Origin of the sequence: Streptomyces sp. NPDC059895, assembly GCF_042731035.1 — a bacterium.
GTDB lineage: Bacteria > Actinomycetota > Actinomycetes > Streptomycetales > Streptomycetaceae > Streptomyces.
In genome coordinates this window covers 361,239-373,999 of sequence record NZ_JBHWKO010000002.1, presented here as the reverse complement: position 1 = coordinate 373,999, position 12,761 = coordinate 361,239, and the positions used below count along the sequence as shown (strand labels likewise).

Annotated in this window: 11 protein-coding genes; 7 read left to right on the top strand and 4 right to left on the bottom strand. The window is 72.8% G+C overall.

Features of this window, described 5'->3' with window-relative positions; translation table 11 throughout:
- Positions 1 to 103 precede the first annotated feature (103 nt).
- The 6 genes from rhaI (at position 104) to ACFV9M_RS03595 (ending at position 7,899) form a co-directional block, all read left to right on the top strand.
- A complete protein-coding gene (gene rhaI, locus ACFV9M_RS03620; RefSeq protein ID WP_385063805.1) occupies positions 104 to 1,264 on the top strand; it encodes an L-rhamnose isomerase in 1,161 nt (386 codons plus the stop codon).
- A gap of 136 nt (positions 1,265 to 1,400) precedes the next feature.
- Positions 1,401 to 3,440 carry a bifunctional aldolase/short-chain dehydrogenase gene (locus ACFV9M_RS03615; protein WP_385063804.1) on the top strand — a complete coding sequence of 680 codons (2,040 nt, stop codon included), beginning with the start codon at positions 1,401 to 1,403 and terminating at the stop codon, positions 3,438 to 3,440.
- A 5-nt stretch (positions 3,441 to 3,445) separates the two neighbouring features.
- Positions 3,446 to 4,897, top strand: a complete 1,452-nt coding sequence (locus tag ACFV9M_RS03610) for a rhamnulokinase family protein (protein WP_385063802.1) — start codon at positions 3,446 to 3,448, stop codon at positions 4,895 to 4,897.
- Positions 4,898 to 5,030: 133 nt separating this feature from the next.
- Entirely contained in the window at positions 5,031 to 5,786 is a 756-nt protein-coding gene (locus ACFV9M_RS03605; RefSeq protein ID WP_385063800.1) for a (Fe-S)-binding protein, read from the top strand.
- Positions 5,783 to 7,261, top strand: a complete 1,479-nt coding sequence (locus ACFV9M_RS03600; protein ID WP_385063798.1) for a LutB/LldF family L-lactate oxidation iron-sulfur protein — start codon at positions 5,783 to 5,785, stop codon at positions 7,259 to 7,261. The genes ACFV9M_RS03605 and ACFV9M_RS03600 overlap by 4 nt, the downstream gene beginning before the upstream one ends.
- Positions 7,258 to 7,899 (top strand): lactate utilization protein C, encoded by a 642-nt coding sequence (locus ACFV9M_RS03595; RefSeq protein WP_385063796.1) that lies wholly within the window; start codon positions 7,258 to 7,260, stop codon positions 7,897 to 7,899. The genes ACFV9M_RS03600 and ACFV9M_RS03595 overlap by 4 nt, the downstream gene beginning before the upstream one ends.
- Before the next feature lie 61 nt (positions 7,900 to 7,960).
- Here ACFV9M_RS03595 and ACFV9M_RS03590 read toward each other — a convergent pair whose 3' ends face one another.
- From ACFV9M_RS03590 to ACFV9M_RS03575, 4 genes are all read right to left on the bottom strand, one after another.
- On the bottom strand, positions 7,961 to 9,499 hold the full coding sequence (locus ACFV9M_RS03590) for an FAD-dependent oxidoreductase (RefSeq protein WP_385063794.1): 1,539 nt from the start codon (positions 9,497 to 9,499) through the stop codon (positions 7,961 to 7,963).
- Positions 9,500 to 9,557: 58 nt separating this feature from the next.
- Positions 9,558 to 9,977: a CBS domain-containing protein gene (locus ACFV9M_RS03585; protein WP_385063792.1), complete on the bottom strand. Its 420-nt coding sequence runs from the start codon at positions 9,975 to 9,977 to the stop codon at positions 9,558 to 9,560.
- 181 nt (positions 9,978 to 10,158) lie between these two features.
- Positions 10,159 to 10,524: a cupin domain-containing protein gene (locus tag ACFV9M_RS03580; RefSeq protein ID WP_385063790.1), complete on the bottom strand. Its 366-nt coding sequence runs from the start codon at positions 10,522 to 10,524 to the stop codon at positions 10,159 to 10,161.
- A gap of 117 nt (positions 10,525 to 10,641) precedes the next feature.
- On the bottom strand, positions 10,642 to 11,616 hold the full coding sequence (locus ACFV9M_RS03575; protein ID WP_385063788.1) for a pyridoxal-phosphate dependent enzyme: 975 nt from the start codon (positions 11,614 to 11,616) through the stop codon (positions 10,642 to 10,644).
- A 326-nt stretch (positions 11,617 to 11,942) separates the two neighbouring features.
- Between ACFV9M_RS03575 and ACFV9M_RS03570 the strand changes: the two genes are divergently transcribed.
- Complete coding sequence (locus ACFV9M_RS03570) at positions 11,943 to 12,761, top strand: SAM-dependent methyltransferase (protein ID WP_385063786.1); 819 nt, start codon at positions 11,943 to 11,945, stop codon at positions 12,759 to 12,761.

Here is a 12,761-nt window from a genome sequence, read left to right as displayed (position 1 = left end):
CGTCCTTCGCGGGCTCATAGCTTCCCCTCTTGAATCGTTTCATCCGGAACAGCCGGAGCCTTCTCCGGAAGTCCTTCCGGACCGATGTGGCAGGGAGCCCTACGTGACCGACCTCGCCGCGGTGAAAGCCGCGCTGAAGACCCAGGCCGTCGAGACGCCGTCGTGGGCGTACGGGAACTCGGGGACCCGCTTCAAGGTCTTCGCCCAGCAGGGCGTTCCGCGCACACCGCAGGAGAAGCTGGACGACGCGGCGCAGGTCCACGCGTTCACCGGGGTGGCGCCGACCGTGTCCCTGCACATCCCGTGGGACAAGGTGGAGGACTACTCCGCGCTCGCCAAGCACGCCGAGGACCGCGGGGTCCGGCTGGGCGCGATCAACTCCAACACCTTCCAGGACGACGACTACAAGCTGGGCAGCATCTGCGCCCCGGACGCGGCGGTGCGGCGCAAGGCCGTCGACCACCTGCTGGAGTGCGTCGACATCATGGACGCGACCGGCTCCACCGATCTGAAGCTGTGGTTCGCGGACGGGACGAACTACCCCGGCCAGGACGACATCCGGGGCCGGCAGGACCGGCTCGCCGAGGGCCTGGCCGAGGTGTACGAGCGGCTCGGCGAGGGCCAGCGGATCCTGCTGGAGTACAAGTTCTTCGAGCCCGCCTTCTACACCACGGACGTCCCGGACTGGGGCACGGCGTACGCGCACTGCCTCAAGCTCGGCCCGCAGGCGCAGGTCGTGGTGGACACCGGCCACCACGCGCCGGGCACCAACATCGAGTTCATCGTCGCCACCCTGCTGCGGGAGGGCAAGCTCGGCGGGTTCGACTTCAACTCGCGGTTCTACGCCGACGACGACCTGATGGTCGGCGCGGCGGACCCGTTCCAGCTGTTCCGGATCATGTACGAGGTGGTGCGGGGCGGCGGGTTCACCTCCGACGTCGCGTTCATGCTCGACCAGTGCCACAACATCGAGACCAAGATCCCGGCGATCATCCGGTCCGTGATGAACGTGCAGGAGGCCACGGCCAAGGCGCTGCTGGTCGACCGCTCGGCGCTGTCCGCCGCCCAGGCCTCGGGCGACGTGCTGGAGGCGAACGCCGTGCTGATGGACGCCTACAACACGGACGTGCGGCCGCTGCTGCGCGAGGTGCGGGAGGAGATGGGGCTGGACCCCGAGCCCCTGAAGGCGTACAAGGCGTCCGGCTGGGCGGAGAAGATCGTCGCCGAGCGGGTGGGCGGTGAGCAGGCGGGGTGGGGTGCGTAGGCCTCTGCCCGAATCCGCTCGTCGCGGGCCGCGGGCCGCACACGGCCGGTCGCGCCCCCACGCGGCGGAGCCGCACGCCGGCTCAGCCCCGCGCCCCTTTCCCCACTCCCCCGCGTATCAGAACTGAGGAATCCGCATGACCACCCATCCCGAAGCCGCCGCGCTCCTCGCCCGTTCCCGCCGGCTCGGCGCCGACCCCCGCAACACCAACTACGCCGGCGGCAACACCTCCGCCAAGGGCACCGACACCGACCCCGTCACCGGCGGCGACGTCGACCTGATGTGGGTGAAGGGCTCCGGCGGCGACCTGGGCACGCTGACCGAGGCCGGACTGGCCGTGCTCCGCCTCGACCGGCTGCGGGCGCTCGTCGACGTCTACCCCGGCGTCGACCGCGAGGACGAGATGGTCGCCGCGTTCGACTACTGCCTGCACGGCAAGGGCGGGGCGGCCCCGTCCATCGACACCGCCATGCACGGCCTCGTCGACGCCGCCCACGTCGACCACCTGCACCCCGACTCGGGCATCGCGCTCGCGTGTGCCGCCGACGGGGAGAAGCTGACCGCCGAGTGCTTCGGGGACAGCGTGGTGTGGGTGCCGTGGCGCCGGCCCGGCTTCCAGCTCGGCCTGGACATCGCCGCCGTCAAGGAGGCCAACCCGCAGGCCATCGGCTGCGTCCTCGGCGGGCACGGCATCACCGCCTGGGGCGACACCGCCGAGGAGTGCGAGCGCAACTCGCTGCACATCATCCGCACCGCCGAGACCTTCCTGGCCGAGAAGGGCAAGGCCGAGCCCTTCGGTCCCGTCCTCGACGGGTACGCCGCGCTGCCCGAGGCGGACCGCCGCAAGCGCGCCGCCGCGCTCGCGCCGTACGTGCGCGCCGCCGCCTCCCAGGACAAGCCGCAGGTCGGCCACTTCGACGACTCCGACGTCGTGCTGGACTTCCTCCAGCGGGCCGAGCACCCGAGGCTGGCCGAACTGGGCACCTCCTGCCCCGACCACTTCCTGCGCACCAAGGTGCGGCCGCTCGTCCTCGACCTGCCGCCGACCGCCCCGCTGGAGGAGGCCGTCGCCCGCCTGAAGGAGCTGCACGCCTCCTACCGCGAGGAGTACGCCGCCTACTACCAGCGGCACGCCGAGGCCGACTCCCCCGCCATGCGCGGCGCCGACCCCGCGATCGTCCTGATCCCGGGCGTGGGCATGTTCTCCTTCGGCAAGGACAAGCAGACCGCGCGCGTGGCCGGCGAGTTCTACATCAACGCGATCAACGTGATGCGCGGCGCCGAGGCGGTGTCCACGTACGCGCCGATCGAGGAGTCGGAGAAGTTCCGGATCGAGTACTGGGCGCTGGAGGAGGCCAAGCTCCAGCGGATGCCGAAGCCCAAGGCGCTGGCCACCCGGGTGGCGCTGGTGACGGGCGCCGGCAGCGGGATCGGCAAGGCGATCGCGCACCGGCTGGTCGCCGAGGGCGCCTGCGTGGTGATCGCCGACCTCAACGCGGACAACGCCGCCGCCGTCGCCGAGGAGCTCGGCGGGCCCGACAAGGCCGTCGCGGTGAGCGTCGACGTGACCTCCGAGGAGCAGATCGCCGCCGCCTTCGACGAGGCCGTGCTCGCCTTCGGCGGGGTGGACCTCGTCGTCAACAACGCCGGCATCTCCATCTCCAAGCCGCTGCTGGAGACGTCGACGAAGGACTGGGACCTCCAGCACGACATCATGGCCCGCGGGTCCTTCCTGGTCTCGCGCGAGGCGGCCCGGGTGATGATCGCGCAGCAGCTGGGCGGCGACATCGTCTACATCGCCTCGAAGAACGCCGTCTTCGCCGGCCCCAACAACATCGCCTACTCCGCCACCAAGGCCGACCAGGCCCACCAGGTGCGGCTGCTGGCCGCCGAGCTCGGTGAGCACGGGATCCGCGTCAACGGCGTCAACCCCGACGGCGTCGTCCGCGGCTCGGGCATCTTCGCCGCCGGCTGGGGCGCCCAGCGCGCCGCGACGTACGGCATCGAGGAGGAGAAGCTGGGCGAGTTCTACGCGCAGCGCACCATCCTCAAGCGGGAGGTGCTGCCGGACCACGTCGCCAACGCGGTGTTCGCGCTCACCGGCGGTGACCTCACCCACACCACCGGCCTGCACATCCCGGTCGACGCCGGCGTCGCGGCCGCGTTCCTCCGGTGACGGCCGTGCACACGTACGCGGCGGTCGACCTCGGCGCCTCCAGCGGGCGCGTGATGGTCGGCCGCGTCACCCCGGACTCGCTGGAGCTGGCGGAGGCGCACCGCTTCCCCAACCGGCCCGTCCGGGTCGCGGAGGGGCTGCGCTGGGACGTGCTCGGGCTCTACGCGGGTGTGCTGGACGGGCTGCGGGCGGCCGCGGCCGCGTCCGGCGGCCGGCTCGACTCCGTCGGCATCGACAGCTGGGCCGTGGACTACGGCCTGCTGGACGCCGACGGGGCGCTGCTCGGCAACCCGGTGCACTACCGCGACGCCCGCACCGAGGGCGTCGCGGAGAAGGTGTGGGCCACCGTGCCCGCCACCGAGCTGTACGCGGCGACAGGCCTGCAGTACGCGCCGTTCAACACGCTGTACCAGCTGACGGCGGCCGCGTCCTCGGCCCAGTTCGCCCACGCCCGGCGCCTGCTGCTCGTCCCCGACCTGCTGGCGTACTGGCTGACCGGCGAGCAGGGCACGGAGCTGACCAACGCCTCCACCACCCAGCTCGTCGACCCGCGGACCCGGGACTGGTCCTACGACGTGGCGGCCCGGCTGGGCATCGACCTCAGCCTGTTCGCCCCGCTGCGGCAGCCGGGCGATCCGGCGGGTGTGCTGCGGGCGGAGGTGCTGGAGGAGACGGGACTCACCGGTCCCGTGCCGGTGACGGCGGTCGGCTCGCACGACACCGCCTCCGCGGTGGCCGCCGTGCCGGCGACGGGCGAGCGGTTCGCCTACATCTGCACCGGCACCTGGTCGCTGGCCGGCCTGGAGCTCGACGCCCCGGTGCTCACCGAGGAGAGCCGCGCCGCCAACTTCACCAACGAGCTGGGCCTGGACGGCACGGTCCGCTACCTGCGCAACATCATGGGTCTGTGGCTGCTCCAGGAGTGCGTACGGGCCTGGGGCAACCCGGACCTGGGCGAGCTGCTGCGGGACGCGGCCGCGGTGCCGGCGCTGCGGTCGGTCGTGGACGCGGGCGACGCCGCGTTCCTCGCGCCGGGCCGGATGCCGGAGCGCATCGCCGAGGCGTGCCGCGCGTCGGGGCAGCCCGTGCCCGAGACGCCGGGCGAGATCACCCGCTGCATCCTGGACTCCCTCGCCCTGGCCCACCGCCGGGCGATCGAGGACGCCCAGCGGCTCGCCGGCCACCCGGTCGACGTCGTGCACATCGTCGGCGGCGGCACCCGCAACGCGCTGCTGTGCCAGCTCACCGCGGACGCCTGCGGGCTGCCCGTGGTGGCCGGCCCGACGGAGGCCGCCGCCCTCGGCAACGTCCTCGTCCAGGCCCGGGCGCACGGGCTGGTCGGCGACCGGCACGCCATGCGGCAGTTGCTGGCCCGCACCCAGCCCCTGACGCGCTACGAGCCGCAGGGCGACCCCGGTCACTGGCGCGAGGCCGAGGCCCGGCTCGCCACGCGGTGACCGCCGGCCCCGGCTCGCCGCCTGGTGAGCCGGGGCCTCCCCAGCATTCCTGTGCCGAGGGGCCTCCCCCACTACGCTGACGCGGGTGGGGTGCCCCCGGCACTCATCCGATGATCAACCCCGAGGAGCCGCGATGCGTGTCGCACTGTTCCTGACCTGTGTCAACGACACGCTCTATCCGGACACCGGCCGTGCCGTGGTGAAGCTGCTGACCAGACTGGGCGTCGAGGTCGACTTCCCGATGGCCCAGACCTGCTGCGGGCAGGCCCACTACAACACCGGATACCGCCACGAGGCCGAGCCGCTGGCCCGGCACTTCTCCGAGGTCTTCGCGGAGTACGAGGCGATCGTGACGCCGTCCGGCTCGTGCGGGGCGATGGTGCGGGAGCTGTACCCCCGGATGGGCGAGCGGGCCCGGGCGGAGGGGCGCGGCGACGGCCTCGCGACGACGCTGGCGCCGGTGGTGCCGAAGACGTACGAGCTCACGGAGTTCCTGGTGGACGTGCTGGGGGTGACGGACGTGGGCGCCTACTACCCGCACAAGGTGACCTATCACCCGACCTGTCACGGGCTGCGCGGCCTCGGGCTCGGGGAGCGGCCCCGGCGGCTGCTCCAGGCGGTCGAGGGGCTGGAGCTGGTGGAGCTGCCGGGGGCCGATGAGTGCTGCGGTTTCGGCGGCACCTTCGCGCTGAAGAACTCCGACGTCTCCGCGGCGATGGGCGCGGACAAGGTGCGCAACGCGCAGTCGACGGGCGCCGAGGTGCTGTGCGCGGCCGACAACTCCTGCCTGATGCACATCGGCGGGACCATGACCCGGCTCCGCGCGGGCCTGCGCCCGGTGCACATCGCGGAGATCCTGGCGAGCACGGAAGAGGAGCCGGCCGTATGAGTGGGACGTTCGTCGGTATGCCGGCGTTTCCGAAAGCGGCGCACGACGCGGTCCGCGACGAGACCCTGCGCGGCAACCTGCGCCACGCCACGCACACCATCCGCGCCAAACGGGCGGCCGCCGTGACGGAGGTGTCCGACTGGGCCGAGCTGCGCGAGGCGGGCAAGCGGATCAAGGACCACACGCTCCGTCACCTCGACCGCTATCTGGTGCAGCTGGAGGAGTCGGTCACCGCCGCGGGCGGCACCGTCCACTGGGCGGCGGACGCCGAGGAGGCCAACCGGATCGTCGCCGACCTGGTCAAGGCGACGGGCGAGTCGGAGGTCGTCAAGGTCAAGTCCATGGCCACGCAGGAGATCGGCCTGAACGAGGCGCTGGAGGCCGAGGGCATCAGCGCCTACGAGACCGACCTCGCCGAGCTGATCGTGCAGCTGGGCAAGGACCGCCCCTCGCACATCCTCGTCCCGGCGATCCACCGCAACCGCGGTGAGATCCGGGACATCTTCCTGGGCGAGATGAGCGAGTGGGGCCGGCCCGCCCCCGAGGGCCTGACCGACTCGCCCGCCGAGCTCGCCGAGGCGGCCCGGCTGCACCTGCGCGAGAAGTTCCTGCGCGCCAAGGTCGGCGTCTCCGGCGCGAACTTCATGGTCGCCGAGACCGGCACCCTGGTCGTCGTGGAGTCCGAGGGCAACGGCCGGATGTGCCTGACCCTGCCCGAGACGCTGATCTCGGTCGTCGGCATCGAGAAGATCGTGCCCACCTGGCAGGACCTGGAGGTCTTCCTCCAGACGCTCCCCCGCTCCTCCACCGCCGAGCGCATGAACCCGTACACGTCCATGTGGACCGGTACGACCGACGGGGACGGCCCGCGGGCCTTCCACCTGGTCCTGCTGGACAACGGCCGCACCGACACCCTCGCCGACGAGGTCGGCCGCCAGGCCCTGCGCTGCATCCGCTGCTCGGCCTGCCTGAACGTGTGCCCGGTGTACGAACGGGCCGGCGGCCACGCCTACGGCTCGGTCTACCCGGGCCCGATCGGCGCCATCCTCACCCCCCAGCTGCGGGGCACCGGCAGCGACATCGACGCCTCCCTGCCGTACGCCTCCTCGCTGTGCGGCGCCTGCTACGAGGTGTGCCCGGTCGCCATCGACATCCCGGAGGTGCTGGTGCACCTGCGGGAGAGGGTCGTCCAGGGCGGGCCGGTGACGCGGGAGGGCAACAAGGTGGTGCTGAAGCCCGCCAAGGGGCACGCCGCCGAGCGGGCGGCGATGCGGGCGGCGCGCTGGGCGTTCGCCCGGCCCGGCGTCCTGCGGACCGGGCAGCGGATGGCGTCCCGTACCCGCCGGCTGCATCCGCGCACCCTGCCGGGGCCCGGCAAGGCGTGGAGCGACACGCGGGACCTGCCGGCGGTGCCCGCCGAGCCGTTCCGCGACTGGTGGCAGCGTACGGACGGCGGGAAGGGAGCGGCGAAGTGAGCAGCAGGGAACGGATCCTGGGCCGGGTGCGGCGCGCCCTCGCGGACGTACCGGGCGACGACACGCCGTACGAGCAGGCGATCACGCGTGACTACGTGCGCGAGCACGGGCGGCGGAGTGTGGCGGAGACGGTGGATCTGCTGGCGGAGAACCTGGCGGACTACCGGGCGATCGTGCACCGCTGCACGGACGAGGAGCTGCCGCTCCTGCTCACCCGGCTGCTGGCCGAGCACGGCTCCGAGAGCGTGCTCGTGCCGCCGGAGCTGCCGGCGCACTGGCTGAAGGCCGTCGACGCGACGCGCGTCCACGACCGCGCGGCCAGTACGCCGGAGGAACTGGACCGCGTCGACAGCGTGGTCACGGCGTGCGCGGTGGCCGTCGCGGAGACGGGGACGATCGTGCTGGACGGCTCCCCCGACCAGGGCCGGCGCCGCATCACCCTCGTCCCCGACCACCACATCTGCGTCGTGCGCGTCCCCGACCAGGTGGTCTCCTCCGTCCCCCAGGCCCTCGAACGGATCGACCCCACCAGCCCGTCGACCTGGATCTCCGGCCCGTCGGCGACCAGCGACATCGAGCTGGACCGGGTCGAGGGCGTGCACGGCCCGCGCACGCTGGAGGTCGTCCTGGTCGGCTGAGCCGGCCGCCGCCGGCCTGTGTCGGCGCGGGACCGCGCGGGCGGCGTCACAGGTCGCGGTGTTACAGGTCGCGGTGTTCCAGTGGCTCCTGGGCGGGGCCCTGGATCACCCGGCCGTCCACGCCGAAGCGGGAGCCGTGGCACGGGCACTCCCAGGTCCGCTCCGCGCGGTTGAACGCCACCAGGCAGCCCAGGTGGGTGCAGCGCGCGGAGAGGGCGTGGAGCTGTCCCGCCTCGTCGCGGTGGACCGCGCGGCGCTCCCCGGCGACCTTGACCACCGCGCCGTCGCCGGGGGCGATCTCGTCCACGGAGGGGCCGGCCGTCGCCGGCAGCCGGTCCCCGACGAAATGGCGGGCGACGTCGGCCTGGTGCTTGAGGAAGGCCGCGCCCTCCCGGACGACGGACGTGACGCGACGCGGGTCGTACAGGTCGCTCCACGGGCAGTCGCGGCCGGTGATCCGCTCGCTGAGCAGGCGGCCCGCCATGATGCCGGTGCTCATTCCCCAGCCGCCGAAGCCGGTGGCCACGTACACGTTCCGGCTGCCGGGGTGGAAGGGGCCGACGAGCGGCACGGAGTCGGTGGAGTCGTTGTCCTGGGTGGCCCAGCGGTGGGTGAAGTCCAGGGCGCCGAAGCGTTCGGTGGCCCAGCCGGCGAGCCGCTCGAAGCGCTCCTCGACGTCGGCGCCGGTGCCCGGGGTGAAGTGCTCGCCGGTCACGATCAGCAGACGCCGGCCGTCCGGAAGGGGGGCCGTGCGCACCGAGCGCGTGTTCTGCTCCTGGGTGATGTACATGTCGCGCGGGGCCCTCGCGGCGTCGAGGGGGGCGGTCAGTACGACTTCCCGGCGCGGGGAGAGCCGGGTGAAGAGCAGGGCGCGGTCGAAGACCGGGTAGTGGGTGGCGATGACGACGGAGCGGGCGGTCACCGTCGTCGCGGACGCGGGGGACTCGACCGTCAGCTCGCAGGGGTGGCCCTCGTGGAGGGCGGTGACCCGGGTGTGCTCGTGGAGGGTGCCGCCGAGCCGGCGGATGTCGTCGGCGAGGGCCAGCAGGTATTTGCGGGGGTGGAACTGGGCCTGCCCGTCGACCCGGACCGCGCCCGCGACGGGGAACGGCAGGTCCGTCCCGGTCACGTACTCGGCGGGCAGCCCCGCCTGCCGCGCGGCCTCCGCCTCGGCCTTCAGCCCGGCGGTGCGGGCCGGGTCCTCGGCGTAGGTGTGGGCGGCGGCGTCCTCCCATTCGCAGTCGATCCCCAGTTCCTCGACGGTCTGCGCCGCGTGCCGGATGGCGTCCGTCTGGGAGCGGGCGTACAGCCGGGCGGCCTCCGGGCCGCGGGTGCGCCGCAGGCGGTCGTAGACGAGGGTGTGCTGCGCGCTCAGTTTGGCGGTGGTGTGGCCGGTGACGCCGGCCGCGATCCGGTGTGCCTCCAGCACCGCGACCGACCGGCCGCGCCGGGCCAGCTCCCACGCCGTGCTGAGCCCGGCGACGCCCGCGCCGACGACGGCGACGTCGACGGTGAGCGGTCCCTCCGGCGGGGGCGCCGGATCACCGGGGGGCGCGGTGTGCAGCCAGTACGACCCGTGGATGTCCGCCTGCTTGTCCATGGGGGCCGGGTTCCCGGGGCCGGACCGGCCACACGAGGGACCGGCCCGGCCCGGCGCTCTACTGATTGGGCCGGGCGACGCTGATGTCGCCGAGGGCCGAGTCCGGGTCGCGTTCCATCGCCAGGTCGCCGAGGGAGACGATGCCGACCGGCCGGCCGTCCTCGACGACCGGGACACGGCGCACCGCGTGCTCGCGCATCAGCTCGACGGCGTGGTCCAGGTCCTCGTCGGGGCTCACGGTGACCAGGTCCTCGCTGCACGCGGTGACCACGGTCATCTGCTCGAGGTCCCCGCCCTCGGCGAGGGCCCGCACCACCAGGTCGCGGTCGCTGACCAGGCCGCGCAGCTCGTCGTCGTCCGTCACCAGAACGACGCCGATGTTCTCGTCCCGCATGATCCTGGCCACGGACGACACCGACGCCTGCGGCTCCACCGTCACGGGCTCGGCGGTCATGATGTCCCGTACGTGCTGGGTCACGGCGTCCTCCTTCCGGTTGTGGCGGTACCCGTCACCGCCGCTCGGCGACCGGGTACCCGACGCGCGCGGGCGCACCCGGGAAGGTCGTCCCCGAAACCCCGACGACCCATTTCGAAAAGCGAGTTGCATCTGATCGGGGCGCCGGGGCGACCGGAGCGCCTCGGACGCGATCCTGCCCCCTTCAGCCCTCCTCGGACTGCGCGTACTCGTTGGCCATCTGGCCCGCGAAGTCGTACACCACCGTCTGCTCGTCGCCCACGACCCAGGCGTCATGGCCGGGCGCGCACACGAACACGTCGCCGGGGCCCAGTTCGCGCTCGGCGCCGTCGTCCATGCGGAGGTGCATACGGCCCTGGACGACGTAGCCGTTGTGGTGCACCTGGCAGCTGTCGGTGCCCGCGAGCGGTGCCACGGACTCCGACCAGCGCCACCCGGGCTCGAAGGTCGCCACGGCGAAGTCCAGCCCCGACAGGTGCACGGCTTCGAGGTGCCCGCGCGGGAAATCGCGCCGCTCGTCCGGTTTGTCGAGCGTCTTCACTTCCAGCATGACGCGCCTCCCTTCCACTGCTCATCGTCCGCCCGCACCTCGGGGGCCGCCATTCGGGTGACGCGCGCCGTCGCCGCGGGCTCGGGAACTCAGGCGTCCTCGCCGGAGCTCCGTGCGTCAGGCGCCGCCGCAGAGCCGCGCGAACCGGTCCGCGTCGATGTTGCCGCCGGAGACGATCACGCCGACACGGTCCGGCAACGGGCCGGCCCGGCCGGAGAGCAGGGCGGCCAGTCCGGTGGCGCCGCTCGGCTCGACGACGATCTTCAGGCGCTCGAACGCGAACCGCATGGCCGCGCGGATCTCGTCGTCCGAGACGAGGGCGATCATGTCGACGAGCCGCCGGTTCACGGAGAAGCTCAGTTCACCGGGCGTGTGCAGGGCCTGGCCGTCGGCGATCGTGTGCGGCACCGGGATGCTCACGCGTCGGCCCGCCTCCAGCGACCGCTTGGTGTCGTCGCCGGCCTCGGGCTCGACGCCGATCATCCGGATCCGCGGGTCCCTGTCCTTCGCGATCGTCGCGCTGCCGGCGATCAGCCCGCCCCCGCCGACCGGCACGAGCAGGGCGCCCACCTGGCCGGCCTCCTCCAGGAGTTCGAGCGCGGCGGTGCCCTGGCCCGCCATGACGTGCGGGTGCTCGTAGGGCGGGATCAGGGTCAGGCCCCGCTCGGCGGCCAGGGCCTCGGCGATCGCGCCCCGGTCGCCGGTGTAGCGGTCGTACGTCACGATCTCGGCACCGTACGCCTCGGTCGCCTCCCGTTTGGAGCGCGGAGCGTCCTCGGGCATGACGATCACCGCGGTGGTGCCGAGTTCCCGTGCGGCGAGGGCGACGGCCTGGGCGTGGTTGCCGGAGGAGTAGGCGGCGATGCCCCGGGCGAGCTGTTCGGGGGTCAGCCGGGAGGCCGCGTTGTAGGCGCCGCGGAACTTGAAGGCGCCGACGCGCTGGAAGTTCTCGCACTTGAGCACCACCTCCGCGCCGACGCGTCCGTCGAGGGTGCGGGAGCGCAGCACGGGGGTGCGGTGGGCGACGCCCCGGAGACGGGCGGCGGCGTCGTGGACGTCGGCCGGGGTGATCGGCGCGGATACGGTCGTCACGGGTGTGCTCCCTCGAAGGTGTCGGACTCGAAGATGCCGGACTCGAAGATGCCGGGCCGCCCCTGAAGAGGCCTGGTCGGTCGGACCACCGGACCAGACCACCGGCACCCGTCTGCGGACCTGCCGTGCGGACCTGCCGTGCGGACCTGCCGTGCGGACCTGCCGTGCGAAGACCTATCATGCCGCCGTCCGGGCGCCGGCGGCGAACCGGCCGCGTTCCGCCTCCGGGGAGCTTCGATCAAGGGGTGGCATCGCCAATTGCCGTATCCCTAGGATGGGTTGCCGACCGCGTCGGCCCATGGCGCGCCTCGGAACTGGGGGAAGAGATGCAGCCCGGCAAGCCGCTGACCACGAGGATCGACGCCACGGTTCCGACCGCCGCGCGCATGTACGACCACTATCTGGGCGGCAAGGACAACTACGCCGCCGACCGGGCGGCGTGCGAGGAACTCGACAAGGTCGTCCCGAGCACCCGCGCCCTCGCCCTGAACAACCGGCGCTTCCTCCAGCGGGTCGTCAGGACGCTCACCCAGGAGTACGGCGTCCGCCAGTTCCTCGACCACGGGTCCGGTCTGCCCACGCAGGACAACGTGCACCAGGTCGCCCAGCGCGTCGACCCGACCGCGCACGTGGTCTACGTGGACAACGACCCGATGGTCCTCGTGCACGGCCGGGCCCTGCTGGAGCAGGACGAGCGCACCACCGTCATCCACGCCGACATGCGCGAGACCGAGGCGATCTTCACCCATCCCGACACCCGGCGGCTCATAGACTTCTCGCAGCCGGTCGCGGTGCTGTTCAACTCGGTCTTCCACTGCATCCCGGACAGCGGGACCGACGGCCCCGAGGCGGTGGTCCGCCGTGTCGTCGAGCGCCTGGCACCCGGCAGCTACCTGGTGATGTGCCAGCTGGTCAGCGAGGACCCCGAGGTCCGGGCCTTCGTCACCGAATTCATGGACCAGGCCACACAGGGCCACTGGGGCCGGGTGCGTCAGGAGAAGGACGTCGCCGCGCTGTTCGAGGGCCTGGACGTCCTGGAGCCGGGGCTGGTGGAGGTGTCCACCTGGCGGCCCGACAACGAGGTGGCGCCACGTCAACTGACTCAAGAATGGATCGAGTTCGGCGGAGTGGGCCGCCTGCCCTGA

Coding starts and splice junctions, on each gene's coding strand:
- ACFV9M_RS03615 (WP_385063804.1), top strand. CDS start 1,401: ATGACCACCCATCCCGAAGCCGCCGCGCTCCTCGCCCGTTCCCGCCGG.
- ACFV9M_RS03605 (WP_385063800.1), top strand. CDS start 5,031: ATGCGTGTCGCACTGTTCCTGACCTGTGTCAACGACACGCTCTATCCG.
- ACFV9M_RS03600 (WP_385063798.1), top strand. CDS start 5,783: ATGAGTGGGACGTTCGTCGGTATGCCGGCGTTTCCGAAAGCGGCGCAC.
- ACFV9M_RS03590 (WP_385063794.1), bottom strand. CDS start 9,499: ATGGACAAGCAGGCGGACATCCACGGGTCGTACTGGCTGCACACCGCG.
- ACFV9M_RS03580 (WP_385063790.1), bottom strand. CDS start 10,524: ATGCTGGAAGTGAAGACGCTCGACAAACCGGACGAGCGGCGCGATTTC.
- ACFV9M_RS03570 (WP_385063786.1), top strand. CDS start 11,943: ATGCAGCCCGGCAAGCCGCTGACCACGAGGATCGACGCCACGGTTCCG.